19 protein-coding genes are annotated in these 26,567 nt (G+C 65.5%); 6 read left to right on the top strand and 13 right to left on the bottom strand.

Features of this window, described 5'->3' with window-relative positions:
* Positions 1-55 precede the first annotated feature (55 nt).
* The 9 genes from D619_RS0104450 to wrbA form a co-directional block, all read right to left on the bottom strand.
* On the bottom strand, positions 56-979 hold the full coding sequence (locus tag D619_RS0104450; protein WP_017667368.1) for a DMT family transporter: 924 nt from the start codon (positions 977-979) through the stop codon (positions 56-58).
* Positions 979-2,010 (bottom strand): beta-eliminating lyase-related protein, encoded by a 1,032-nt coding sequence (locus D619_RS0104445; protein ID WP_017667367.1) that lies wholly within the window; start codon positions 2,008-2,010, stop codon positions 979-981. Before D619_RS0104445 ends, D619_RS0104450 begins: the two co-directional genes overlap by 1 nt.
* A 152-nt stretch (positions 2,011-2,162) precedes the next feature.
* A complete protein-coding gene (locus tag D619_RS0104440; protein ID WP_017667366.1) occupies positions 2,163-11,798 on the bottom strand; it encodes an autotransporter-associated beta strand repeat-containing protein in 9,636 nt (3,211 codons plus the stop codon).
* Between the two features lie 112 nt (positions 11,799-11,910).
* Positions 11,911-12,543, bottom strand: coding sequence for a maleylacetoacetate isomerase (gene maiA / locus D619_RS0104435; RefSeq protein ID WP_026090709.1), 633 nt, complete (start codon positions 12,541-12,543; stop codon positions 11,911-11,913).
* Between the two features lie 48 nt (positions 12,544-12,591).
* The gene (gene der, locus D619_RS0104430; RefSeq protein ID WP_017667364.1) at positions 12,592-14,019 is read right to left on the bottom strand and encodes a ribosome biogenesis GTPase Der; all 1,428 of its coding nucleotides are present in this window, start codon (positions 14,017-14,019) and stop codon (positions 12,592-12,594) included.
* A 27-nt stretch (positions 14,020-14,046) separates the two neighbouring features.
* Positions 14,047-15,438 carry a PQQ-like beta-propeller repeat protein gene (locus D619_RS0104425; RefSeq protein ID WP_081587031.1) on the bottom strand — a complete coding sequence of 464 codons (1,392 nt, stop codon included), beginning with the start codon at positions 15,436-15,438 and terminating at the stop codon, positions 14,047-14,049.
* On the bottom strand, positions 15,435-16,154 hold the full coding sequence (locus D619_RS15560; RefSeq protein ID WP_017667362.1) for a tetratricopeptide repeat protein: 720 nt from the start codon (positions 16,152-16,154) through the stop codon (positions 15,435-15,437). The genes D619_RS0104425 and D619_RS15560 overlap by 4 nt, the downstream gene beginning before the upstream one ends.
* An 84-nt stretch (positions 16,155-16,238) precedes the next feature.
* The gene (gene panB / locus D619_RS0104415; protein WP_017667361.1) at positions 16,239-17,090 is read right to left on the bottom strand and encodes a 3-methyl-2-oxobutanoate hydroxymethyltransferase; all 852 of its coding nucleotides are present in this window, start codon (positions 17,088-17,090) and stop codon (positions 16,239-16,241) included.
* Positions 17,091-17,123: 33 nt separating this feature from the next.
* On the bottom strand, positions 17,124-17,723 hold the full coding sequence (wrbA, locus tag D619_RS0104410; protein WP_017667360.1) for an NAD(P)H:quinone oxidoreductase: 600 nt from the start codon (positions 17,721-17,723) through the stop codon (positions 17,124-17,126).
* 110 nt (positions 17,724-17,833) lie between these two features.
* Between wrbA and D619_RS0104405 the strand changes: the two genes are divergently transcribed.
* Entirely contained in the window at positions 17,834-18,736 is a 903-nt protein-coding gene (locus D619_RS0104405; RefSeq protein ID WP_017667359.1) for a LysR family transcriptional regulator, read from the top strand.
* Positions 18,737-18,811: 75 nt separating this feature from the next.
* Positions 18,812-20,269 carry an MFS transporter gene (locus D619_RS0104400; RefSeq protein WP_017667358.1) on the top strand — a complete coding sequence of 486 codons (1,458 nt, stop codon included), beginning with the start codon at positions 18,812-18,814 and terminating at the stop codon, positions 20,267-20,269.
* Here the strand turns inward: D619_RS0104400 and D619_RS0104395 are convergent, their stop codons facing one another.
* Positions 20,270-20,677 (bottom strand): EVE domain-containing protein, encoded by a 408-nt coding sequence (locus D619_RS0104395; RefSeq protein WP_017667357.1) that lies wholly within the window; start codon positions 20,675-20,677, stop codon positions 20,270-20,272. It lies immediately after the preceding gene.
* 1 nt (position 20,678) lies between these two features.
* On the bottom strand, positions 20,679-21,017 hold the full coding sequence (locus D619_RS0104390) for an arsenate reductase (protein WP_017667356.1): 339 nt from the start codon (positions 21,015-21,017) through the stop codon (positions 20,679-20,681).
* Between the two features lie 120 nt (positions 21,018-21,137).
* Between D619_RS0104390 and D619_RS0104385 the strand changes: the two genes are divergently transcribed.
* The gene (locus D619_RS0104385) at positions 21,138-21,950 is read left to right on the top strand and encodes a methyltransferase domain-containing protein (protein ID WP_017667355.1); all 813 of its coding nucleotides are present in this window, start codon (positions 21,138-21,140) and stop codon (positions 21,948-21,950) included.
* A gap of 40 nt (positions 21,951-21,990) precedes the next feature.
* Positions 21,991-22,473, top strand: a complete 483-nt coding sequence (locus D619_RS0104380; protein WP_017667354.1) for a GreA/GreB family elongation factor — start codon at positions 21,991-21,993, stop codon at positions 22,471-22,473.
* Here the strand turns inward: D619_RS0104380 and D619_RS15555 are convergent.
* Complete coding sequence (locus D619_RS15555) at positions 22,451-23,764, bottom strand: amino acid permease (RefSeq protein WP_017667353.1); 1,314 nt, start codon at positions 23,762-23,764, stop codon at positions 22,451-22,453. The genes D619_RS0104380 and D619_RS15555 overlap by 23 nt on opposite strands.
* Positions 23,765-23,863: 99 nt before the next feature.
* Positions 23,864-24,466 carry a 2-hydroxychromene-2-carboxylate isomerase gene (locus tag D619_RS0104370; protein ID WP_020480383.1) on the bottom strand — a complete coding sequence of 201 codons (603 nt, stop codon included), beginning with the start codon at positions 24,464-24,466 and terminating at the stop codon, positions 23,864-23,866.
* A gap of 58 nt (positions 24,467-24,524) precedes the next feature.
* Here D619_RS0104370 and D619_RS17130 point away from each other — a divergent pair, with 58 nt between their 5' ends.
* Together D619_RS17130 and D619_RS0104360 are read left to right on the top strand one after the other, a co-directional pair.
* The gene (locus D619_RS17130) at positions 24,525-25,100 is read left to right on the top strand and encodes a TetR/AcrR family transcriptional regulator (protein ID WP_017667351.1); all 576 of its coding nucleotides are present in this window, start codon (positions 24,525-24,527) and stop codon (positions 25,098-25,100) included.
* Between the two features lie 72 nt (positions 25,101-25,172).
* Positions 25,173-26,540, top strand: coding sequence for an MATE family efflux transporter (locus tag D619_RS0104360; RefSeq protein ID WP_152417297.1), 1,368 nt, complete (start codon positions 25,173-25,175; stop codon positions 26,538-26,540).
* Positions 26,541-26,567: the final 27 nt, after the last annotated feature.

The following is a 26,567-nucleotide window of genomic DNA, read 5'->3' as shown; positions in this document are numbered from 1 at the left end:
TCCGATATTGGCAGGAAGCGGGAACCAGGGAATCGGGAGGGTTACCTAGGCGATGCTATTGTTGCGCCTTGGCCTTGAGCGCAACGCCCAGGCCGATCAGCGCCAGCACGATCCCGGCCACGGCGGTCGCCGTCCATTCATAGCCTTCCAGCAGGGTCGAAATGCCCATCGCCACCACGGGCACCACCACCCCGCTCCAAGCCGCCGGTCCGGCGCCGACCGCGCGGATCAGGATATAATAGAGGCTGAACGCCACCGCCGATGCGACGATGCCCAGATAGGCCAGGCCCGCCAGATAGACTGGCGCGGTGGAAAACACCGGCGGGCCCGACAGGCCCCAGGCGACGGCGCCATCGATCAGGGCGCCCCAACCCATGGCCCAGGCGAGGCCGGCCTCCAGCGGCATGGCCCGGCCCTGGGGGGTGGCCTGCAGCACATTGGCGACACTGGCCGACAGCACGCCGGCAAAGGCCAAGGCAAGCCCCCAAGTCGTGTTGTTGATTCCGATTTGTTCACCGCCCGGCTTGCCGATATCCGGCGCAAACAGCAGCGCGACCCCAGCCAGCCCGATGGCGCTGCCCAGCATGAAGCGGCCGGTCACGCGCTGCCCCAGGAACAGCGCCGCCAGTGCCGCATTGGTAACCAGCAGGAAGGCAAAGGTGAGGCTGACCAGCCCCGAGGTGAGATATTGTTCCGACCGATAGACCAGGTTGAAATTCAGCACGAACTGGGTGACGGCCACCAGCAGCGCGAAACCATGCTGGCGCAGCGACAGTCGCAGCGATTTGCGCCGCACCAGGCACAGGGCGAACATTACCGCCGCCCCCAGCGCAAAGCGCCACGTCACCGACCAGCTTGGCGGCACTTCGCCCAACTGGGTGCGGATCACGAACCAGGTACCACCCCAGATCAGGGTGCAGGCGATGAAGGCAAACCAGGCTACGGGCGTGAAGCGCGGTTCCGGCGCGGCGCTGGCCATCAGCCTGACGCCAGCGCGCGGGCCAAGGCCTCGACATGCGCGGGCGGCGTGTCCCAGCTTACTACCAGTCGCGCTTCGTTCGAGCCGACATCGCCCCAATCATAGAAGTTGAAGCCTGCCGCCCGCAGCCGATCAGGCTCGCCGGGGCGCAGCTGCACGAAAACTTCATTGGCCTCCACCGGGTGCAACAGCCGGTCACGCGCGGCGGCCGCCAGCGCCTGCGCGCCGGCATTGGCGGCGCGGGCATTGCGCAACCACACGTCATTTTCGATCATGGCGATGATCTGCGCCGCATTGAAACGGCCCTTGGACGGCATCTGGCCCGCCCGCTTGCGGCGCCAGCGCAACTGATCGGCAAGGGCGAGATCGAACAGCACCAGCGCTTCGGCCGAAAGCCCGCCATTCTTGATGCAGCCAAAGCTGAGCGCATCGACGCCCGCCACAATCTCGCCCGGGCTGCAACCCAGTCCCGCGACAGCATTGGCAAAGCGCGCGCCATCCAGATGCACCCGCCAGCCCCGGGCGGCGGCATGGCCGGTCAGGGCTGCGAGTTCAGCCGGCGTGTAGACCGTGCCGCATTCCGTCGCCTGGGTGATCGACAGTGCCGCCAATTGCACCTGGTGCACATCCCCCCGGTGGCTGGCCAGAGCGACGTCGAGCCCGGCCGGCGTCAGCTTGCCGTGAGCGCCGGGGCACAACATCAGCTTGGCACCGCCGGTGTAGAATTCCGGCGCACCACATTCATCGACATGGATATGAGCCTCGGTATGGCAGGCCACCGCGCCCCATGGCGGCACCAGGCAGGCCAGCGCCAGTGCATTGGCGGCCGTACCGGTGCCGACCGGCAGTGCCATGCAATCGCGACCGAACAATTCGCTGAAAAGCCCATCCAGTTGGCGCGACCAGGCATCGCCATCATAGCCGGCATTCTGGGCCGGCGCGGCCGCAGTCAACGCCGCCAGCACTTCAGGGCACGGCGCCGCGGCATTGTCGGACATGAAGTTGGCTGCGAAATTGGCGGCTGGGCTCATGCAGGCTCCGATAGAAAGCCGGTGGGTGACTGGTCAATGGCACAGCGCGCGCCTGATGGCCCCTGCCCTGTGTGTCAGGTCGTCGCTCCATGTGGAAACGGCGGCCCCGTTTGGGACCGCCGCTCCAGGTGTCAGCCGCTGGGGCTGTGCGATCAGAACGCGAAGTTCAGGGTCGCACGAGCGCCATGGTCTTCGTTGTGCTTGCCGATCAGGCCCGAGTAATCGACGCTGAAGCGGATCTTGTCGCTCAGCTTGCCGCCCAGCCCGGCCTGCAGCAGCGCAGCATTCGGATCGATGCTGACCGAACGGATGGTGCCGTTCTGGCCCACCGCCGGAATGCCGAGCGCCGTGGCCGCCTCGCGCGCACCCGAGGTGCTTTGCCAGGCGACACTGCCGTTCACGTTCAGCTTGCCACCGTTGAGATTGGCGCCGACGCGCAGACCCGCATTGAACACGTTGATGTTGTAGGATTGGCGCGGTGCCGACAGCGCCGCGATCCCGCCGGTTTCCGCGAGCGCCTTGATATCGGCGCCCACGTAGGAGTTGCGGACAAACGGTTCGACCTGGGTGTTGCCGTTCTTCACCAGATCATAAGCCAGTTCGCCGAACACCTGATAGGTGGTGCCGGTGGTGCGGCCCGCCAGCGCCTGGGTGAAGCCCGGCAAAGTGATGGCGCGGCTGCCGTTGGTGCGAGCACCAGCAACGCTGAGACCCGCGTTGACCACCAGGCCCGCATCCGGCTTGCGATAGCCGGCGTAGGCGGTGCCACCCACGGTTTCCACGCGGCTGCTGCCGCCCAGGAAGCCGAACTCCACATCCGTGCTGGTGTAGTGGAACATGCCGCCCACCGTCATGCCATCACGGGCCCAGTCGAGACCGGTCAGGACACCGATTTGCTCGGTGGTGAAGTTGGTTGCAGCGCCGCTGGTTTCAGCCTTGCCCCACGAACCGGCACCGCGCAGCCAGAAGGTGAGCGAGCTGTCGCCATCGCTGGTGCTGGCCTGCTGGCCGGCCATCGAGGCGAGACCCAGGTTCAGGCGATCCAGCGCGGTTTCGCGGAACACGCGGTTGGTATCCAGCACCACGCGCCGTTCGGTGGCACGCTGTTCACCCGACATCTCGCGCAAGGTGCGCGGCAGGTTGCTGCCGGCATTGTAGACCGCGAAGAAGGCCTGCGGATTGTAGCCGCCGGCCACGGCACGATCAAACGCCAGGGCCGCTTCAAGGGCATTGCCGCTGATGCCGCCATTGCGGTTGCCCAGCGTGACCAGGCTTTGCGGCGCCAGACGGATGTTCGCCAGCGTGCTGGTATATTCCACCACCGGGTTGAAGGCGACGCCGAACAGATCAAGCCCGGTCACGGTGGCAAAGGTACCGGTGCGGGTTGCACCGCTGGCCACCGTGTAGACCGTGTTGAACTGGGTGTAGGTGCCCGTTGGCGCCACAGCCAGCGTGCCGCCGAGCGTCAGGGCGCCACCCGCCGTGATGCGATCCGCGCCAGCCGGAGTGACGTTGACGTTGTAGGTGCCCGCCAGCGTTGCCGCACCGGTCACCGTGAGGGTGGCAAGGTTGGTGGTGCCCGGTGCGCCGGGGTTCACCGAACCACCGGTCAGCACGTTCAGCGCGCCAACCGTGCCGGTGCCATTCAGGGCCGCGCCCGAATTGACGGTCACCGCCGAAGCCAGGCTGCCCGTCACGTTCAACACGCCGGCCGCAACGGTGGTGGCACCCGTGTAGGTGCTCGCGCCCGTCAGGTTCAGTGTGCCGGTGCCGGCCTTGCTGACACCGCCCGCACCGCTGATCACACCCGACAGGGTGAAGACCGCCGGCGATGCGCCGCTGCTGATGGTGGCGACGCCCAGGGTGGTGATGGCATTGGCCACGGTCAGACCCGACACGCCGGCATTCAGCGTGGTCGCATCGGCCATGGTGAGTGCGCCCGTGCCCAGCGCCGCGTTGACGCCCACCGTGATGGTGCCGGCATTCAGCGCGGTGCCACCGGTGTAGGTGTTGGCGCTGTTCAGTACCAGCGTGCCCGTACCGGTCTTGGCGATCGAACCCGCACCCGACACGACGCCATTCAGCGTCAGCGTGTTGGCGCCGGTATCTACCGTGCCCACACCCGCGGTGCTGACCGCATTGGCCAGAACCAGGTTGTTGGCGCCGGCACCCAGGGTGGTGCCATCGGCCATGGCCAGGGCGCCCGTGCCCAGCGCGGCATTGTTGCCAACCGTGATGCGGCCCATGGTCAGCGTGGTGCCGCCGGCATAGGTGTTGGCTGCGTTCAGGACGAGCTCGCCGCCGCCGATCTTGGTGAGCGAGGTGCCGCTGACCACTCCATCAAGGGTGAGTGCAGTGCCCGGCGCAACGCGGGCCGTGCCGCCGCCCGTGCCGAGCGTGACTGCGCGCGCCGAGCTGAAGGTCGCCGTGGTCCACAGCGTACCGGCATTCAGCGTCACGCTGCCTGCGGCATTGCCGAGGTTGGCATCCTGGCTGACCCGCACCTGCGTGCCGTTGACGACAGTACCGCCAGTGTAGGTGTTGACGCCGGTGAGGGTGAGATCGGAGGCCGGGTTGGCAGCGCTGTCGATGACCGACAGCGGGCCAGTGCCCGAAATCACGCCGCCCAGAATGAGCGTCTGGCCTGCCACGTCAACCGTGGCACCGTCGGCCATGCTGATGCTGTTGGCCAGGGTGACGCCGGCTGCGCCGGCCTGGAGGAAGGTGCCCGCCGCCATGGCGAGGTTGCCCGTGCCCAGCGCGCTGCTGTTGCCAACGCGGATGGTGCCTGCCGTCAGGCTGGTGCCACCCGAATAGGTGTTGGCGCCATTCAGCACCAGCGTGCCGGTGCCGATCTTGGCCAGCGTCCCCGTGCCGCCGATCACGCCGTTCAGCGTGAAGGTGAAGCCCTGGGTGTTCATCGTGCTGGTGCCATTGATGGTGATGCCATTGGCCAGCGCCAGTGCATCCACACCGGCGCGCAGCATGGTGCCATCGGCCATGGCCACACCACCGGTGCCCAGCGCCGAATTGGTGCCAACGGTGACGGTGCCGCCATTGATGGTGCTGCCGCCCGTATAGAGGTTGGCACCATTCAGCACGAGATTGCCGGCGTTCACCTTGTTCAGCGAACCCGCGCCATCGATGACGCCGTTCAGGGTGAACATGTTGCCGGCGGTGTCGACCGTGCCCACACCCAGCGTGGTGATGGCATTGGCCAGCGCCAGACCAGCCGCACCCGAAGCCAGCGTGGTGCCGCCCGCCATGGTGAGGCGGCCGGTGCCCAGCGCAGTGTTGCTGGCCACGGTGATGGTGCCGGCGTTCAGCGCCGTGCCGTTGGCATAGACGTTGGTGCCCGACAGGATCAGATTGCCCGAGCCCACCTTGGTGATACCGCCAGCGCCGCTGAACACACCCGACATGGTCAGCGTGTTGGCTGCGGTGTTGATGGTCAGCGGAGCGGCAACACCGTCAAGCGCGACAGCATTGGCCAGCGTCAGGTTGCTGGCGCCGGCCGTGAGGCGCGGTGCGATGCTGTCGTTGTCGATGCGAAGGTTGCCGGAACCCAGCGACAGATTGTTGAGAACGATGATCTCGCCATTGCCGATGTAGGTCTGGCCGGTGCGGGTGCTGGCGGCGCTGATGGTCAGCGAAGCCGGGCCCACCTTGGCCAGTTGGGCCGCACCACTCAACGTGCCGGTCAGCACGATGTTGTTGGCACCACCAAAAGCGATGGACGCGTTGGTGAGCACCATGTTGTTGGCCAGTGTGCGTGTGGCACCGCTGTCGTTCAACAACGCAGAGGCCGGCGCAAGGGTCACCGCACCGGTGCCAAAGGCCGTGTCGCTGCCAACATAAGCCGCCACACGCTGTTCGAGCACGGTGCCGCCGGTGTAGCTGTTGTTGCCGTTGAGCACGATGAAGCCCGCGCCATTGACAAACAATTCACCCGCGCCGGAAATCGCGCCGCCCAAGGTGAGCGTCGAACCATCGGTGGTGGCGATGCCGCTGTTCGGAACGGAAAGGCTGGTGCCCAGCAGGTTCACCGTGGTGCGGCCAGCGCCGAGGACAGAAGTGTTGGCGAGGGTGATGGAAGCGCCCGCAGCGGTACCGACATTGATGGCCGTGCCGCCCGTGGTGGTGAGCGTGCCGGTGCCGATCGAGCTGTTGTTGGTTACCGTCAGCGAGCCAGCGGTCAGGGCAGTGCCGCCGCTGTAGCTGTTGGTGCCGCCCAGCACCAGATTGCCGGCGCCCTGCTTCACCAGCTGGCCAGTGCCGCCGATGGTGGCATCGATGGTGGCGGTGAAGCCGCCATCGACCGCGATGAAGCTGCCCAGCGTGCTGTTGGTGTTGAGGCTGCCGCCCGCATCATTCAACACATAACCATCGGCCTGGAAGGCGAGGCCGCCGAAGTTGAACGCATCGACCACGTCAACCGAACCACCGGTGCCGCCAAAGATGCCGATCGCGTTGTTCTGCCATGTCGCGTTGATTTCGCCGGGCGCTTCGCCGGTCCAGTTGGTGTTGCCGGCGTTCCACACGCCGTCACCACCCTGGCCGCCAGCCGTCGCCGCGGTAAAATCGGTGCCGTCCCAGTTCAGGACGATGCTGTCGGGACCAGCGGCGATCAGGTTGACCTGATTGGCCGCGCTGTTGATCTGCACCGTGCCGGTGAGGCCATTGGGCAGGCCGCCATTGACCAGCAGACCATTGTTGGTGAGCGTGCCGTAGCTGAACAAATTGTAGATGCCGAGCGTGAACGCCCCTCCGGCCGCTTCGGTGACGTTGAGCAAGCCATCGAGCACCAGATTGCCGCCCACGATCACGCGATCGTTGAGCGCGCCGCCCAGCGTGTTGGCCGCGCCAAGCTGGAAGTTGAGGTTGGACAGGCCGCTGAGCGACAGGTTGCCGAGGGTGAGCACGCCCACGCCGCCGCCCGCACCGGCGCTGAGAACGCCGCCGTTGTCCAGCGTCACGCTGCCAGCAAAGCTGCCGTTGCCTGCCAGCGTCGAACCACCGGCCACCGCCATCGTGGCCGCGGCGTTGTCGAAGCTGCCGTTGATCTCGACGGTGCCACCGTTGACCGCGAAGGCGCCGCCGAAGCTGCTGCCGACACCGGTGAAGCTGACGGTGCCGCTGTTCACCTTGAACAGTTCGCCATTGCCGCCGATCGCGCCCGACAGCACCAGGTTGCCGGCGCCGCCGACGCCGTGCTGGGTGTCGTTCACGTTGATGGCGTTGCCCAACGTGAAGCTGGTTCCAGCACCCGTGTTCTGGATGCCGGCGCCAAAGGCGTTCAGGTTGACAGCGCCAGTGCCCAGCGCACCATCAGCGCCGATGAAGGCGATGACGCTGCCGAGGTTGGTGCCGCCTTCATAGCTGTTGGTGCTGTTGAAGGCGATGCTGCCGCCGCCGTTGGCCAGGAAACCAAGCGTGTCGATACCGCCGGCGCCGCTGATGGTGCCGTTCAGAGTTAGCGCGGTGCCGTTGGTGAGCAGCGCACCTGTGGTGACGTTCACGCCATAATTGGAACCGAGCAGGTTGATGGTGAGGTTGCCACCGGTCAGCACGATGTCCTGCGCCAGGGTCATCGGCGGGGTGTTGATCGCCAGACCGGCGATCAGCGTGGTGCCGCCAGCCGCGGTGAGCGTGCCGGTGCCCATGGCGCTGCCATTGCTGATCTGGATGGTGCCTTCGGTGAGGAAGGTGCCGCCGGCATAGCTGTTGGTGTTGGTCAGGATCAGGGTGCCGGTGCCAATCTTGGTCAACGTCGACGGACCAGACACCAGGCCGTCGAAGCGGTTGGTGTTGGCGTTGGTGTTGATCACGCCAGCCGAATCGAGCGTCACCGACTTGGCGGTGGTGAAGCTGCCCAGCGTTTCCAGCGTACCGCCAAGGCCCGAGAAGCGGATGTTGCCGGTGCCCAGTGCGCCATCGGTGGCGACGGCCACCGTGCCATTGGTGATGTCGGTGCCGCCTGCATAATCATTGGCACCATTGGCCAGCGTCAGACGGCCAGCGCCGGTCTTGAGCAGAAGGCCACCCGAAACCTGGCCATTCTGCACGAATTCAGCGCCCAGAATGTCGAAGGTGCCGGTGCCGAGCATGTTGACGGCGTTGGCGTGGGTGATGTCCACGGTGCTGCGCAGGGTGGTGCCATCGGCCAGCGTCACGGTGCCGGTGCCGGTGGCGCCGTTGGCGGCCATGGTCAACACGCCGGCATTGACGGTGGTGCCATCGGTGTAGCCGTTGGCCGTGCCGAGCACGAGTTCGCCCGCGCCATTCTTGGTGAGGCCGCCGGCGCCGTTGATCGCCACGTTGATGGTGGCCTGTTCGGCCGTCACGTTGACTATGCCGCCGTTCATGGCGAGATCGCCCGCGCCGCCCAGCGTGTAGCCGGTGGCGGTGAAGTTCAGCGTGCCGAACGTGCGGGTGCCTTCAACGGTCACCGCGCCGCCGCCTGAAGCGCCGCCGAAGTTTGCGACGGTGGCGGTGCTGTCTACCCAGGCCAGATTGAACAGCGCGTCGCTGTTGGTCCAGTTGGTGCTTCCGGCGTTCCAGGTGCCGTCGCCGCCCTGGATGATGCCATCAACCGGGGCGCCATTGCCATCCCAGTTGAATTCACCGGTGTAGCCGATGTCGAGCGTGACCTGATTGGCGACCGAGGTGTTGACCGTATAGGTCACATCTGCCGGCGGGGTGAGCAGCGCGCCGCCCAGCGCGAGGCCGCTGTCCGTCAGTGTGCCGCCATAGTTGAACAGGCGGAAGCTGCCGGTGCCGATGTGCCAGCCCGCCAGCGGATTGACGTTCAGCGTGCCATCGAGATTGAAGTTGCCGTTGACGACCATCAGATCGTTGGTGCCGCCGACGACACCCACCACGCCGAGATCGAACAGCGAGGTCGAGCCTACCCCAAGGGTCAGGCTGCCGACTGTCAGCGTACCGACCTGGCCAGGCGCCACGCCGGGCGACAACGTGCCGCTTGTTGACACCAGACCAGTGATCGTCCCGGTGCCGCCGATCACGGTGCCGCCGGCGCCGCCGACGCCGCCCTGCACGCCGCCGTTGACGATCAGCGAGCCGGCAAACACCGCCAGCGCGTTCGGCTGGGCATTGATCGCATTGTTGAGCACCAGCGTGCCGCTGCCGAACTTGTCCGCCCCGCCGCCCGACAACGAGCCTTCCAGCGTCACCGTGTTGGCCCCGGTATTGATGTTGTAACCAACGCCGACGCCATTGATATTGTTGGCTACCGTCATGTCGGCGTCGAACCGCAGGGTCTGCGCAGCGCCGTTGACGGTGACGGCATCAGCGCCGAGCGCCGCCGCCTGGGTGACCGCCAGCGTGCCGCCATTGATCGACAGACCGCCGGTGAAGCTGTTGGTGCCCGTCAGCACCAGCGTGCCGGCACCGGCCTTGGTCAGGCCGTTGGTGCCGACCAGATCGACATTTATCGTGGCCGTCGAAGCGGCTGCCACATCGATGGTGCCGGCATCGGCGCCCAGCGTGGCGCCGGCCGCCGGGTTGAGCGCATAGCCATCAACGGTGAAGAACAGGGTCGAATAAGTGAAATTGCCATCCACCGTGACGTCGCCGCCAACATTGGTGAAGAAGGCGCGGGCATTGTTCTGCCAGGCAACAGTGACGTTGCCGCCAATATCGGTCCAGTTGGTGTTGCCGACGTTCCAGGTGCCCGGACCGCCTTCGACCATCATGTTGCCGGACGGGCCATTGCCGTCCCAATAGAAATCGATCAGTTGGACATCGAGATCGACATTCCCGCCCGCGGTGTTGAGCGCGTAGATGAAGCCGACCGGCAGCAGGCCCAGATTGGCCGTGCCCGAAAGTGCACCGGCATAGGTCATCAGGCGGTAGGTGCCGGTGGTGAAGCCGGGCAGGATGTTGAAGTTGAGCGTGCTGCCGCCGAGATCCAGATTGCCGGCAACAACGATCAGATCGTTGATCGGGGCAAACGTATCGATACTGGGCAGGCCCAGATCGAAGACGGTGCTCGCAGTGGCACCCAGCGTGAGGTTGTTCAACGTGAGCGTGCCGATGGACGGCGCAGCCGTGCGGGCATCACCGGCCGACAGCGTGGCACCATTGCCAATGGTGGTGGTGCCGACATCCTGGAAGCCAGTGCCGGCAAAGGTGGCACCGCTCGCCACATTGATGTCGTTGGCCATGCGGCCCGTGAGGTTGAGCGTGCCTTCGGCGACGGAGAAGCCGCCCGTCACCTCCGTGCGGCCCAGCGCCGTATTCGATGCATTGGACGCCGTGAAGATGCCGGCTCCAGTCTTCACGATTGCCAGCGTATCGCCAGCACCGGCGAAGCCGTCACGCAAAGAATTGGAGAATTCCACGTTGTTGGCGCCCGTGTTCACGGTGATCGCCAACGCACCGTCGCCAACATTGCTGACGAGGCGAGTGGTAACCAGCTGATCCGCGGCCAGAATCACGATATCGCGGTTGCCCGATTCGGCGCGAATGGCCGAAGCCGAATTGACGCCGGAGGCATTGGCGATGCCCAGCGTGCCCGAACGCAGGCGCACCATACCCGGGAAGCTGTTGTTGCCAGTGAGCACAACAGTGCCGCCATTGCCAGCAATCAGGTTAACGTCCGGACCACCCGAGATGTCGCCGGACAGGGTGAAGACCACGCCAGCATTGGGGGTTTCGATCTGCAGCGAAGAGGCGTTCAGCTGGAACGCATTGGCGAGCGTGAGATCGGCAGCCGGATTGACCAGCGCGATACTGCTCGTCTGCGTCTGGGTGACAGTGCCGGTGCCCAGCGCGCTGGCATTGCCGATCACCAGACGGCCACCGCTCAAGGTGGTGCCGCCCGTGTATCCGTTGACACCCGTGATGATGACTTCACCCACGCCCAGCTTGGTCAGCGAGGACGCGCCCGTGATCGTGCCATTGAGGGTGATGCTCTGGTTGGCTGCCGCGGCAACGGTCAACCCGGCCTGAAGGTCGATCGCGTTGTCGAACGTCAGTGGCGTTACCCCGGCCACGCTCAGCGTGCCGACGCCGGCAACCGTCAAGGCGCCGCTGCCCAGTGCGTTGCTGGAGCCGATGCGCAGCGCGCCGGCTTCAAGCCGGATCGGACCGGTGGCGTTGGTGGCCGCCGCGCCGGGATTGAGATTGGTGAAGGTCTGAACGCTGGTGCCGCGCTTGGTGATACCAATCTCGCCCTGCAACGCGCCGTTGAAGGTGAGATTGGTGGTGGTGTCGATCGTCAGGGTGGCCGGGCCGGTGGTGCTGGTCAGCACGCCGGTGCCGTTGCCCACCAGGCCGTTCACCGTCTGGTTGAAGCCATTCAGATCAGCCGTCGCCAACCCCGCCACCGGACCGGCAATGGCCAAGAGCGAATTCGCCGACAAGGCCGTGGCCGAACCGGCGATCAGGCGACCATCTTGCACCGTGGTCTGGCCGCTGTGGGTGTTGACGCCCGCCAGGGTGAGATCGTTGGCGCCGAACTTGAGCAGCGAAAAGACGCCGCCGCTGTCGGTCAGATCACCGGCGTAGGTCAGCGACGCCAGGGGATTGATACGCAGCAAGCCATTGGTGATTTCGGTCGGCTCGATGCCGATGCCGGGCGGGTTGAAATTCACGAAGTCGTTGCGGGAGACCGTCAGGCCACCAAGATCAGCGGTCTGGGCAAAGGCAGGCGCCAGCGCCGTGCCCGCCAACATCAGGGCGGCGACTGAGAAGCCAATGTGGCGCGCGGCGCGCCCGCCCGTGATGCCATTGGCACTCAGGCTGAGTTGGTCGAAAGCTGGCATGTTACCCCCAATAATGTACCCATTTGGGTATAATTACGGGCGTATATCTACCTTCGTTTCTCGCTTTTGCAATCTTTTTGGTTGCTACTGGTTAATTTAAAGCCGCCGATGGTTATGGCAAGATGATGCAGGAATCAGGGTGCGCAGCATGCGCCCAAGCAGTCGCGGCTATGCGTGATTCCACCGCCAGCAGACGCGGAAACATATCAAGAGCCAGTGCGAACCGGCGGGCGTTGTACAGTTGCGGTACAAGGCAGAGGTCGGCCAACCCGGGGGCATCGCCAAACAGATAATTGCCCCCATGCTGGGCTGCAAACTGCTCCAAAGCGGCCAGACCATCGTGCATCCAATGGTGCAACCAGGCCGTGACGGCAGCATCATCGGCGTGCATTTCGGCTTTCAGCCAGCGCTGCACACGCAGATTGCCGAGCGGGTGGACTTCTGCGGCAATGGTGAGCGCCGCGGCTCGCACCTGTGCCCGGCCGAGCGCGTCGGCTGGCAGCAGCGGCGGCTGCGGAAAGCGCTCGTCCAGGTATTCGATGATGGCCAGGCTCTGGCTCAACGCGGCGCCTTCGGTTTCCAGCACCGGCACGAGGCCTTGCGGGTTGAGCGCCAGATGCGCGGCGCTGCGTTGCTCACCCTGCAGCAAATTCACGGCCACCTGTTCATGGGCAATGCCCTTCAGGTGGAGCGCGAGCCGCACCCGCCACGCTGCCGTCGAGCGCCAATATCCGTGAAGCTTCATCGCTCTGCCCCCGTTCCGCCCCTTGTCTGTGTCCGGGGCCGGCAGCCCCTATTTCTTGTGATATGGGTTACGCCCGCCGCGGAACGTCAGTCGGATCGGCAAGCCGCCAAAATCCAGATCGGTCGAAAGGCTGTTGGTGAGATAGCGGGCATAGCTGGCCGGCAGACCTTCGGTGCGGTTGCCGAACACCACGAAGGTGGGCGGCCGCGTCGCGACCTGCGTGACATAGCGCAGCTTGATGCGCACGCCGCCCGGTGCCGGCGGCGGGTTGCGATCGGTGGCGGTTTCGAACCAACGGTTGAGCGCGGACGTCGGCACCCGCCGCGACCAGCGCTGGCGCGTCGTCATCGCCACTTCGATCAGCGTGTCGAGGCCCTTGCCGGTGGCACCCGAACAGGTGAGCAAGGGCACGCCCTTCACTTGGCTCAAACCATCGTCCAGCGCCCTCCTCACGCCCTGGAACAGGCGGCTCTGGTCATGCGCGGCATCCCATTTGTTGAGTGCGATGATCAGCGCGCGGCCTTCGGAAAGCACCTTGTCGGCAATGCGCAGATCCTGCGCCTCCAGGCCCAGCGTTGAATCGAGCAGCAGCACCACGACTTCGGCAAAATCGATGGCCAGCTTGGTATCGGCGGCCGACAGCTTCTCCAGCTTGTCGGTGACCTTGGCGCGTTTCCTGAGGCCCGCAGTGTCGATCAGGCGGACGTGCTGCACATTGCCGTCGCGGTCCACCCAGTCCCAATCGATGGCGATGGAATCGCGGGTGATGCCGGCTTCCGGCCCGGTGACGAGGCGCTGTTCACCCAGCAGCTTGTTGATCAGGGTCGACTTGCCGGCATTGGGGCGGCCGACGATGGCCAGCTTCAGCGGGCCGGCAGGTGGTTCCGGGATCTCGCTGTCGTCATCGGCCGGTGGGGCATCATCTTCGGCCACCGGTTCGGCCGGCTTTTCGGCCAGGTACGGCGCCAGCGCCTGATAGAGATCCGCCAGGCCCAGGCCATGTTCGGCCGACAGCCCGATCGGTTCACCAAAGCCCAGTTCATGGCCTTCGTTGATGCCGGTTTCGGCCTGCATCCCTTCCGCCTTGTTGGCGACCAGTACCATCGGCACGCCGCTGCGTCGCAGCCAGGCGGCGAAATGCCGATCCATCGGCGTCACCCCGGCGCGGGCGTCATAAACGAGCAGGGCAACGGTGGCGCGGCCGACGGCAGCTTCGGTCTGGGCGCGCATGCGACCCGACAGGCTTTCCTCGCTGCCATCTTCAAAGCCGGCGGTATCCACCGCGACGAAGTTCAGATCGAACAGGCTGGCGCTGCCTTCGCGGCGGTCACGGGTAACGCCAGGCTGATCGTCAACCAGCGCCAGGCGGCGGCCGACGAGCCGATTGAACAGGGTTGATTTGCCGACGTTGGGGCGGCCGACAATGGCCACGCGCGGCGCATCGGCGTCGAAATCAAGAATATTGGCAGAGGACATGCCGCGCGCTTTAGCAGCGCGCGGCCATTAACGATAGGCTGTCAGCGAACCATCGTCGGTGAGCATGTACATCATGCCACCTGCCACCACCGGCGGCAGATAGGCTTCGGCCTTCAGCTTGATGGTGGCGACGCGCTTGCCTTCATAGGCATCGAGCGCCACCAGCTCGCGATTGGAACCAGCCACCCACAGCCGCTCGCTGGCCAGCACCGGCCCGGCCCACAGGATCGGGCCCTTCTGCGTGCCCGGCTTGCCATTCTTGCCCGGCTTATCCTTCTTGAAGCGGGCGAGCCGGCTGACCCAGCGCAACTTGCCTTCGCTGCGGGTGATGCACAGCACTTCGCCATCAACGGTCACGAGATAGAGGAATTCCCCCGCGGCCCATGGCGTCCACACGCCAGCGAAATTGCGTTCCCAAACCCGCTGACCGGTCGCCAGTTCCAGCGCCACCATGCGGCCGCCATGGCCCACGGCAAACACCCGGCCGCGATCGATCACCGGCGAACCGTCGATATCGGCCAGCGCCGCCATGGCGGTCGAGCGGCCGGTGCGGGCCAACTGGTCTTCCCAGACGGTGCGGCCATTTTCGCCGCGCAGCGCCTTCAGCTCGCCCGAACAGAAGCCGGCGACAACCGTATCGAGCGACACCGACGGCGCGCCGGTGCCCAGGATACAGGCCGGCTCCACCGTGCCCGGCACGGTCCAGCTGACTTCGCCGGTGGCGCCATCCAGCGCATGCAGCTGATTGTCCTGGCTCAGGAAAAACACCCGCGGGCCACCCACACTTGGCGCGCCGCGCAGCGGCTGGATCAGCGGCCGTTCCCACAATTGCCTGCCGCTCTGGGCGTCATAGGCCAGCGCCAGGCCATAGCCGGTGGCGACATAAACGCGGCCATCGCCATAGGCGACGCCGCCGCCAAAGGCGGCCCGGCTGCCGCGCTTGGGAATCTTCACGGTGGCGCGCCAGATCACGGCGCCAGACTTGGCGTCAAGGGCGCTGACCTGGCCGCCGGTATCGACCGTGAAAACCTTGCCATCCCCCACCACGGGCGCCGCATTCAGGCGGGCGGTGGCGCTGCTGCCCTTGCCGATCTTGACGCTCCACGCCTGCACCGGCTGTTCGGCCAGCACGAGGTGGCCGCCAATCTTGGCTGGCGAACCGCCGGGCTGGGCCCATTCCGCATTGGTTTCCGGTGCCGGCAGCACGATCGCCAGATCCTTCAGCTCGGTCTCCGCTTCAACGCGGGTTTCAAAGCTGAGGATCGGAATACGTTCCCCGATCGTTGGCGTGCGCGTGTTCTTGCCCTTCTTGAACACGCCGCAACTGGCCAACGCGAGGCTGGCCATCAGCAAGATTGATGCGGTGCGGACTGTGCTGCGCTTGTTCACCTGGGATTCCTCACTGCGCCGCCACATCATTGACGAGGTTCCGTGTTGATGCCCAGCGTTGCAATATCAACCCCGGCTGCAATCGCCAGCTGCGCGGCGCGGGTGCGCAAGGACGGGCTGAGCAATTCATCCTTGGCCAGCGCAATCAGGATCGGCTTGGCCAGTTCCGGTTTGCCATCCTTGAAATGCGCCACGGCGACCAGTTCACCGGCCACACCAAACCAGGCATTGCCCGGCACCGCCAGGGCCTTGAGTTTCGCCACCACTTCGGCCGGGCGCATCTGATCAAAGCCAATGCGGACCGCCTTCACCAGCGCGGCATCGCGCAGCGGCTGCGGCAGGGCACTGTCGCCCGCCACGGCTTCATAGAGGCCGCGGGCCTTGGGCTTGTCACCGCCAGCCAGGGCATCATTGGCGAGCACCATGCGCGCCAGCCCGGAATAGGCGCCGGGGCCATCGCGGGTCATGGCTTCCAGCACCGGGCGGGCGCGGGCGCCATCGCCCACTTCCAGCTGCTCGATGGCGCGGGTCAGCGCTGCACCAGCCTCGCCCGCGGCCTTCGCCTTCTGGTCCTGCCAGAACAGCCAGCCGGCCAGGCCAGCCAGCGCCAGGATCAACAGGGCAATGGCCAGCGTGCCAAAACGCTTCCACAGGTTGGCGAGCTGTGAACGGCGATATTCCTCGTCCACTTCGCGCAGAAAGGCATTGTCGCCGGTGTCTTCGGGTTTGGCAGGCGTGTTGGCCAAGGTCGTCAAGCTCCTGAAGTGCGGGAATGGCACGGCCACTCTTGCCGGGGCGTGAATGCCCGAGCGGGTGGGAAAGGTAAAGACTTACCGATAGAGCTGCGCATCACCCGGGAAACGGCGTTCGCGCACAGCACCGGAATAGCGCGCGGCGGCATCGGAAATCCGCGCTGCCAGATCATCGAAGCGTTCGACAAAGCGCGGCACCCGTTCGAACATGCCCAGCATGTCGTCCACCACCAGCACCTGGCCATCGCAAGTGGGTGATGCGCCAATGCCGATCGTCGGGCAGGCCACGGCCTGGGTGATGGCGATGGCCAGCGGCTCCACCACGCCTTCCACCACCAGTGCAAAGCAGCCCGCATTGGCCACGGCCTTGGCATCATCAAGGATCTTGGCAGCCTCGGCCTCGCTGCGGCCGCGGGCGCCATAGCCACCCAGCGCATTGACCGCCTGCGGCGTGAGGCCGACATGCGCCATCACCGGGATGCCGCGTTCACTGAGGAATTTCACCGTCGGCGCCATCACCGCGCCGCCTTCCAGCTTCACCGCAGCCGCGCCGGTTTCCTGCATCACCCGCGCTGCGGTGCGGAAGGCCGCTTCCGGGCTTTCCTCGTAGGAGCCAAAGGGCAGATCGATCACGACGACGCTGCGATACGACCCGCGCACCACGGCCGCACCGTGGGCAATCATCATGTCCAGCGTCACCTTCACCGTGGTGTCGAGGCCATAGATCACCTGCCCCAGCGAATCGCCGACCAGCAGCAGATCGCAATGCGGATCGAGCAATTGCGCCATGCGCGCCGTATAGGCGGTGAGCATCACGATCGGCTCACCGCCCTTGCGCTTGGCGATGGCCGGCACCGTCAACCGCCGCACCGGTTCCGGCACCGGGTGGGCGCGGCTTGTTGCGGTGTCCAGCGTGAAGGTGGTGCTCATGGCTGCCGGCTTTACGCCGGCAGCCATGATTCCTCAACCAAACAGCTTGGCCGCCACCTTCGCTACCTGTTCACCCTGGTGGCGTGCGCCGGCAAGGTCGGTCTCGCTGGGCTGGCGGCTGCCGTCGCCGCCGGCAATCGTGGTGGCGCCGTAAGGCGCGCCGCCCACCACTTCATCAATGCGGGTCTGGCCGACGTGGCTGTAAGGCAGGCCGACGATCACCATGCCAAAGTGCATGAGGTTGGTGATGATCGAGAACAGCGTCGTTTCATTTCCGCCATGCTGGCTGGCGCTGCTGGTGAAGGCGGCGCCCACCTTGCCGTTCAGCGCGCCGCGCGCCCACAAGCCGCCGGCGGCATCGAAGAAGGCCGCGATCTGCCCGGGCAGGCGGCCAAAGCGGGTCGGCCCGCCAACGATGATCGCGTCATAATTGGGCAGATCATCGATGCTGGCCACGGGAGCCGCCTGGTCGGTCTTGAAGTGGGCGGCGGCGGCCACGGCATCGGGCACGGTTTCGGGCACGCGCTTGATGTCCACCTGCGCGCCAGCGCTGCGGGCGCCGTCGGCCACCGCATTGGCCATGGCTTCGATATGGCCATAGGTTGAATAATAGAGAACCAGCACCCTGGGCATTGTCGTCACTCCCTGATCGCCGGGAACAGCCGGCATGGAAGGTGCGATAGGCTCTCGCCTTTTTCCTGAAAATCTGGATAATATCGAAACATCTTTTCAGGTTTTCCGCTATGAATATTGGCACCCCCACCCTTGATCAGCTCGCCGTGCTGGTGGCCATCGCTGATCATGGCAGTCTGGCTGCAGCTGGCCGGGCGCTCGGCCGTGCCACATCGGTGATTGCCTATCAGCTGGGTGGGCTGGAGGCGCAACTGGGCCTGCCCCTGTTCAGCCGCGGCACCACGCGGCGGCCGCAGCTCACCGATGCCGGCCGGCAGGTGCTGGCACACGCCCGCGAAACGCTGGGCAATGTCAGCGCTTTGAAGGCCGGGGTGGCCGCATTGAGCGCGGGCCAGGAAGCGGAACTGTCAATCAGCGTCACGGTGATGTTCCCCACCGCGACGCTGGTCGCGGCACTCACGGCCCTGCAGACCGAATTCCCCACGCTGGCACTGCGTCTGCACGTGGAGGCGCTGGGCGCGGTGCAGGCGCGGCTGTTTGATGGCACGGCGACACTGGCCATCGGCGGTGCGCTGGACGGCGTCAACGAACGGCTGGTGCAGCGCGCACTGGCCGGCGTGCCACTGGTACCGGTCGCCGCGCCTGACCATCCGCTGGCGCGGCCGGATGTGCCACCCGGCGAAGCGCAGCGCCATCTGCAACTGGTGCTCACCGATCGATCCCGGCTGACCGAGGGCAAGGACTTCGGCGTGCTTTCGCCACGCAGCTGGCGGCTGGGGGACATGAGCGCCAAGCATGCACTGCTGAAAGCCGGCGCGGGCTGGGGCAACATGCCGGTGCCGATGGTGGCCGACGATCTGGCGGCGGGGCGATTGGTGCAACTGGCCCTGCCCGATTGGCCGGGCACCACCTACCCCATCGCCCTGCTGCATCGCCCGGATCACACGCCCGGCCCGGCGGCACGCTGGCTGATGCAATGGCTAGCTGCCGCTGGCGCCGCTTTACAGCCCTGAACAACCGACGGATAGTACCGCCGGGACAAGCTGTCGGCGTTCTGGCACGACCGTCAGCACCCAGGGGATGATCGCATGGCAGCAGCCGCACGGGACCACGCCCAACAGCCCGGCAAGAAGGCCGGATTGGGCACGCGCATCGCTTTTGGTTTCGGCGCCGGCGCTTACGGCATCAAGGATGGCGGGTTCAGTTATTTCCTGCTGCTGTTCTACAGTCAGGTCATCGGCGTGGACGCGCGCCTGGTTGGCCTTGCACTCACCATCGCGCTGATTGTCGACGCCGTCAGCGATCCCATCGTCGGCTATTGGTCCGACAATCTCCGCTCGCGCTGGGGGCGGCGGCACCCGTTCCTGTATTTCTCGGCGATCCCGACGGCGGCGACCTATTTCCTGATCTGGAACCCGCCGGTTGGTTGGTCGCAATCCGCGCTGTTCTGGTATCTCTTGGGCATGGCGGCGCTGATCCGCACCTTCATCACCTTCTATGAAACGCCCAGCACGTCGCTCGCCCCGGAACTGGCGCGCAGCTATGATGAACGCAGCGCCCTGTTCGGCTGGCGGCTGTTCTTCGCCTGGACCATCGGCAGCATCATGACCGTGTCCAACTTCGCGCTGATCTTCCCGGCCTTTGCCACGCCCGAAATTCCCAACGGCCAGTTCAACCGCGACGCCTATGCGCTTTATGGCATGATTGCCTCGGCGCTGATCTTCGTGGCGATCATGGTGTCGGCGCTTGGCACCCACAGCCAGATCAAGCATATGCGGCTGCCGCCCGCCAAACGCACGCTGGGCCTGAAAACCATCTTCAAGGAGATATTCGAGACCATCGCCAACCGCGATTTCACCGCGCTGTTTCTGGCGGCCATCTTTGGCGCCATTGCCACCGGTATCTCGGCGTCGTTGAGCTTCTATTTCTCGGCCTATTTCTGGGGCTTCAGTTCGGAACAGATCGGCCTGATCACCATGAGCGTGTTTGCATCGGCCATCATTGGCGGCGCCATGTCGCCGTTCGTCACCCGCACCATCGGCAAGCAACGCGGCGCGGTCATCATCGGCATATTGGCCGGGCTGGTGCTGCCGCTGCCGATCATCGCGCGATTGTTCGGCCTGCTGCCGCCCAATGGCGATCCGGCAATTTTCTGGATCGTGTTCATGGTGACGATGATCGACGTGGGCCTGGTCATCTGTTTTCAGGCACTCACCGCCTCGATGATGGCCGATCTGGTGGAACAGGCCGAAGTGCGCACCGGCCGGCGATCGGAAGGTATCTTCTTTGCCACCAGCACCTTCATCCGCAAGAGCGTGCAGGGCCTGGGCGTGATGGCCGCCAGTTTCGTGCTGACGCTGGCCGAGTTCCCCACTGGGGCCAACCCGAGCCAAGTGCCCTCGACAAGCCTGTGGCAGCTGGGTGCGACCTATGTGCCGGCGATCTGGCTGGTGTGGGCAACCATGATCTTCGCCGTGTCGCGCTACCGCCTCAGCCGCAGCGGACACGAAGCCAATCTGGCTATGCTGGCCGAACGGGGCAACTGATCAGCGCGTCGCCATCTCCATCACCACATCCCATTCCTCATCGGTGATCGGCACCACCGACAGGCGGAACTGGCGGAACATCGCCATGCCGGCCAGGCGCGGCTCGGCCTTCATTTCGGCGAGCGTCACCGGGCGTGGCATGGGGGCCTTGGGGCCGACGAGCACCGCCGGAAAGCGCCCCTTGGGGTCGCTGGGATCGATGAAATGTTCGCCCACAACCTGCGCGATGCCAACAATGCACAGCCCTTCGTTCGAATGGTAGAAGAACAGCTCGTCGCCGATCTTCATGCTGCGCAGGTAGATGGCGGCCTGGTTGTTGCGCACGCCGTCCCAGGCGGTCTGGCCGTCCTTGTTCAGCTGATCCCAGCTGTATTTGAACGGTTCGGATTTCACCAGCCAGCGCGCCATCTCAGATCGCTCCTGCCCAGGCATCCGGCTTGAAACCGATCAGGGCCACGCCCTCCCCTTCCACGATCGGCCGTTTGATCATGCTGGGATTGGCCCGCATCAACGCCTGGGCCTTGTCCGCATCCAGCCCCTGCTTGTCCGCCTCCGGCAGTGCCTTGAACGTGGTGCCAGCGCGGTTCAGCACTGCCTCCCACCCCCAACGCGCCACCCAGCGGGCGAGCGCATCGGCGGGTACGCCGGCCTTCTTGTAATCGTGGAAATCATGCGCGACGCCGCGCTCGGCGAGGAAGCTGCGCGCCTTCTTCACCGTGTCGCAATTGGGAATGCCGTAAAGGATCATGCTGCCTCCATGCCGCAGCAGGCCCGCGCGTGGCAAGACGGCTGCGACACGGCGTCTGCGAATAAGGCTGGGCATCGACGGCGAACCTGCTAGCCTGCGGCTTTGGGTGGGGGAACATCGATGAATCCGAACAAGGCCCTTTGGGAAAAGGGTGATTTCACCCGCATTGCCGCAACCATGCGCGACAGTGGCCGCGAACTGGTGGAAAGCCTGGGCGTTGGCCCCGGCTTGCACGTGCTCGATCTGGGCTGTGGTGATGGCACCACGGCCCTGCCGTCTGCCGAATTGGGCGCGACCGTGCTGGGCGTGGACATTGCCGAAAATCTGGTTGCCGCCGGCAATGCCCGCGCGGCTGCGGCGGGGCTGGCCAATCTGCGGTTCGAAGAGGGCGATGCCAGCAAGCTCGACGGACTGAGCGATGATCGCTTCGATCTGCTGGTCAGCATCTTTGGTGCCATGTTCGCGCCGCGCCCCGACGACGTGGCGCGCGAGATGGTGCGCGTGACGAAACCCGGCGGCCGCATCGTGATGGGCAACTGGATCCCGGGCGATCCCACGCTGGTGGCGCAAATCCTGAAGATCAGCGCCGCCTATACGCCGCCGCCGCCCGAAGGCTTCATCAGCCCGGTCACCTGGGGTGTGGAAGCCAATGTGCTGAACCGTTTTGGCAGCGCTGGCATCCCGGCCGATCACATCAGCTGCATGCCCACCACCTATGTGTTCCGCCACGCCGGTCCGCCGTCGGAACTGCTGGACAGCTTCCGCCATTATTATGGGCCGACAATGAACGCCTTTGCCGCCGCCGAAGCCAATGGCAAGGCCGAGGAACTGCAGGCCGAACTGGCCGCGCTGTTCGCCGCGCAGAATCAGGGCGGTGACAGCAGCACGGTGATCCCGGCGACTTATCTGAAAGTGATTGTGCACAAGCCATAAGGCCTCTTGCACTGGCGGCACTGGCGCTTATCCAGCGGCCATGGATGGCAATCCGATCACGCCGGCCGGCATGGCGGCCCTGCGCGCCCGTTACGAGCAATTGCTCCACACGGACCGGCCCGCCATCGTCGAGGTGGTGCGCTGGGCCGCCGGCAATGGCGATCGCAGCGAGAACGGCGATTATATCTATGGCCGCAAGAAGCTGCGCGAGATTGACCGCGAGCTGGGCCATCTCGCCAAGCGCATGGCGGCGGCCCGCGTGGTCGATCCCGCCCGCCAGACCGAGCGGGATCGTGTATTGTTCGGCTGCACGGTCGAAATCGCCGATGATGACGACAATCGCCGCACGCTCACGCTGGTCGGCGATGACGAGCAGGATGCGGGACTGGGCCTGATTGGCTGGAGCGCACCTATCGTGCGGGCCCTTCGCGGGGCCCGCGTGGGTGATGTGCGGGTGGTGCGTTTGCCCGGCGGCGAGAAGAATTGGGAAGTGCTGGCGATCAGTTGGCCCGCTTGCGGGTAAGCGCCGCGGCCAGCAGCACGAGGCCGAGGAAGCCCAGGCTGGCCCAGAATTGCGGCGCCAGTTCCGGCGTGAGCGCCATGGCCGCCAGCACGCCCAGCATGGCTGCCACCGCCACAACCCGGCCCCAGCGCAGGAAGCCGCCACCAATGCCCAGCCGGATCGCGGCGATGACAACCAGCGAATAGACGAACACCATCGTGGCGCCCGACGCATTGACCAGGAAGGCGAACACCAGCGACGGCGACAGCACGGAAGCGAACACACAGGCAAGGCCCACCAAAGTGCAGGCGATGATGGAACGGGCTGGTACGCCGCGACGGTCCACCGCCACACTCCAGCGCGGCGCGTCGCCATTGGCGGCCAGCGTGAACAGCGCCCGGCTGGCGACATAGATGGAGCTGTTCAGGCAGGACAGCACGGCGACCAGCACCAGGAGATTCATCATCAGCGCCGTGCCGGGCACGCCGATCACATCCAGCGCCGCGGCAAAGGGTGATTGCCCGGCCACGATGCTGCGCCAGGGCACGATGCAGACGATCAGGCTGATGGCGCCGATGTAGAAGAAACTGATGCGCAGGATCAGCGTGCTGGCCATCCGGGCGACCATATCACCGGAGTCCTCGGCCTCGGCGGCGGCCACGGTGACGATCTCTGCCCCCACCAGCGCGAAAATCACCGTGGTGACGCCGGCAATCACCGCACCCCAGCCCATCGGCGCAAAGCCACCATCATTGGTGAGATTGGCGACGCCCGAGGACGCCGGCGCGCCGAACAGGAACACGCTGCAGATGATGATGAACAGCACGATGGCCACCACCTTGATGGTGGAAAACCAGAATTCGAACTCGCCGAAACTGCGTGCCGACAAGAGGTTGGACCCGGCCATCAGCAGGGTGAGGATGGTGCCGATCAGCCACACCGGCAGATCCACCCAGAGCGCGACGATGCCGGCGCCGGCAATCGCTTCGATGCCGATCACCACCGCCCAGAAATACCAGTAGAGCCAACCGGCGGTAAAGCCGGCCCAGCGGCCCAACCCGGCGCGGGCATATTCGGTGAAGGTGCCGGCATGCGGCAGTGCCACGGCCAGCGCCGCGATCACCCGCATCACGATCAGCACGATGGCCCCGGCCAGCGCATAGCTGATCACCACGGCCGGGCCGATGCTGGCAATGGCGGCGCTGCTGCCCACGAACAGGCCGGCACCGATCACCCCGCCCAGGGTGATCATGGTGACATGCCGACGCTTCAGCGTGCGCGCCAGCGTCGGGGTCATGGTGGTATCGGTCATTCTTGCCCCTCTGGTGCCTGGCACCGCTGCAAGGCCATCCTTAGGATGTTCGCCAATACCCTGTCCACAGCCCCGCGAAAGAGAAGCGGAGCGGCGGGCTCAGCTACCGGCCAGCATCTCCTCGATCTGCCCAAGGCGCTCCTTGCCGAAGAACATCTCGCTGCCGACATAGAAGGTCGGGATGCCGAAGGTGCCGCGCGCCACCGCCTGCTCGGTATTGTCGATCAATGTCTGCTTGATCACCGGGTCCTGCGTGCGGGCGGCGAGCGCTTCCGCGTCGAAATCGGCCGCCGTCAGCACGGCTGTGACAGCATCGGCATCGCTCACGTCCAGGCCCTGTTCCCAGATCGCCGGCAGCAGTGCTTCGACGAACCTGATCTGGTCATCACCATCCAGCGCAATCAGCATCCGCAGCAGATTGACCGAATTGAACGGGAATTTCGGGTTCATCCGGAATCGCGTCAGGCCATGCTTGGCGATGAAGCGGTTCATTTCCAGATTGGCATATTCATTCTTGCCCTTCACCTCGGCGTCGCGAATGAAGGGCGGGGCATTGCCGGTCAGTTTGTGCATCCCGCCCAGGAAGGCCGGCGTGATCCTGATCTGGGCGCCCTGCCGCGCCACCATTTCCCGCAGCGGCTGCCACACCAGATAGGCATTGGGGCTGACGAAATCGAAAATCAGTTCAACGGTCTTGGTCATCTTCCCTCTCCTGATGGGCAGGATTGCGATTGTGAACCGATTGGTCCAGAATTCAAGCATGGCACGCCCTATCCAATTTGATCGATCCAAGGCCGTGGACCGCGCGCTGGTGCTGTTCTGGCGCAAGGGCTATCAGGCAACATCACTGGCCGATCTGCTGGCCGCGATGGGAATCGGCCGCAGCAGTTTCTATGCCGCCTTCACCGACAAGCGCAGCCTGTTCCTCCACTGCCTCGATCTGTTTGCGCAGCGCGTGACGGAGCTGATCGACCGCGCCCGCGCGGAGGCGTCACCGCTGGACGCGCTGCAAGGCTTTTTCGAACGCAGCTTCGTTGGCACTCCCAGTGCCAGGGATCATTGGGGCTGCATGATGGTCAACAGCGTGATCGAACTGGCAGGCGTCGATGATGATCTGGCGAGCCGCGCCAGCCACTATCTGGCTGCCCTGCAGAAACGGTTTCAATCGCTGCTGGAGGAGGCCGGCGCCGCGCCATCCGAGGCCGGGGAACTGGCTGCGCTGTTGATGCTGATCAACGAGGGCATCCGCGTGTCCAGCCGGCGCAAATTGCCCGGCGCGCCGCATCTGCCGCCCATTGCCGCCACCTTCCGCCTGATCCGCAGCGCGATCGCATGAGCAACGTCGCGCGGCCTGTCCCCCTGGCCAATCCCGTCCAACAGCAATCACGCGCCGGAGGAAACTGATGTGGTGACTGCACCTCCATCGCCGTTGCTGACGGCCCCGATCGGCCCCACCCTGCTGCGCCTGGCCGCGCCCAACATCATCTCGATGGTGATGTCCTCGCTCACCATGATGACCGAGGCCTTCTACGTTGGCCAGCTTGGCACCGCACCACTGGCCGGGCTGGCGCTGGCCTTTCCGATGATGATGCTGATGGGGATGCTGTCGGCCGGCGCGTTCGGCGGCACCATCACCGGGGCGGTTTCGCGCAAGCTGGGCTCTGGCGATCGGGCCGGCGCCGAAGAACTGGCCCTGCATGCGCTGCTGCTGATGGCGGTGCTGGCCAGCCTGTGTTCGGCCGTGTTCCTGCTGTTCGGGCGGTCCATTTATGGCGCGCTCGGCGGCAAAGGCGCGGTGCTCGAACAGGCGCTGGCCTATTCCGACACGCTGTTCCTGGGCGTCGTCGGGATGTGGCTGTCCAATGCGCTGGCCGGCATCGTGCGCGCCACTGGCAATATGGGGGTGGCGGCCCGGATCGGCGTCATGGGATCCGTGCTGCAGGTCTCCATCGCCGGCGTGCTGGTATTCGGGCTGGGGCCGTTTCCACGATTGGGCATCGCTGGCGCACCGGCCGGCATCGTCATCAGCAGCACGATTGCCACCATCCTGATGCTGGCCTTCCTCACCACCCGCTGCCGCGAACTGCGCCTGCACTTTGCCGGCGTTCACCTGCACTGGGCCCCGATCATCGCCATCCTGCGCATCGGCGGGCTGGCGGCGATCAATCCGTTCTGCACACTGGCTTCGGTGCTGGTCATCACGGCCGCCATGGCGCGCTTTGGCACCGATGTGCTGGCCGGCTATGGCGTTGGCGCGCGGCTGGAATTTCTGGTGGTGCCGATGATCTTCGGCCTTGGCGCCGCCTCCACCGCCATGGTGGGCGTGCATTTCGGCGCGCGGGAAATCGCCCGCGCCCACACAGTGGCTTGGACGGCAGCCGGATTCAGCGCGATCCTGGCCGGCGCGATCGGGCTGGTGGCGTCGCTGTTTCCGGGGCTGTGGGCCAATCTGTTTACCAGCGATGAAGCGGTGCGGGCTGCCTGCCGGACCTATCTGCAGATCGTCGCGCCCTTCTATGCCTTCTTCGGCGTGGCGACCTGCCTGTTCTTTGCCTCGCAGGGCGCCGGGCGGGTGTTGTGGCCGGTGATAGCCGCCGTGGTGCGCGTGGTGGTCATCGTGGGCGGCAGTGCCGTTCTGGCCGGCTATCCCGGCGCACAGCCATCGCATTACTTCATGGTCATCGCCGCCGGCATGATCGCCCATGCGCTGGTGACGGCCAGCGCCATCCGCCTTGGCGCCTGGACCCAGGGCCAGCCGCAGACTGCCACCCGGTGACAGGCCGCCGCGCTTCTGCAAGGATGC

This window comes from Sandarakinorhabdus sp. AAP62 (assembly GCF_000331225.1).
In the GTDB taxonomy this organism is placed as follows: domain Bacteria; phylum Pseudomonadota; class Alphaproteobacteria; order Sphingomonadales; family Sphingomonadaceae; genus Sandarakinorhabdus.
This window is presented reverse-complemented; position numbering and strand designations above follow the sequence as displayed.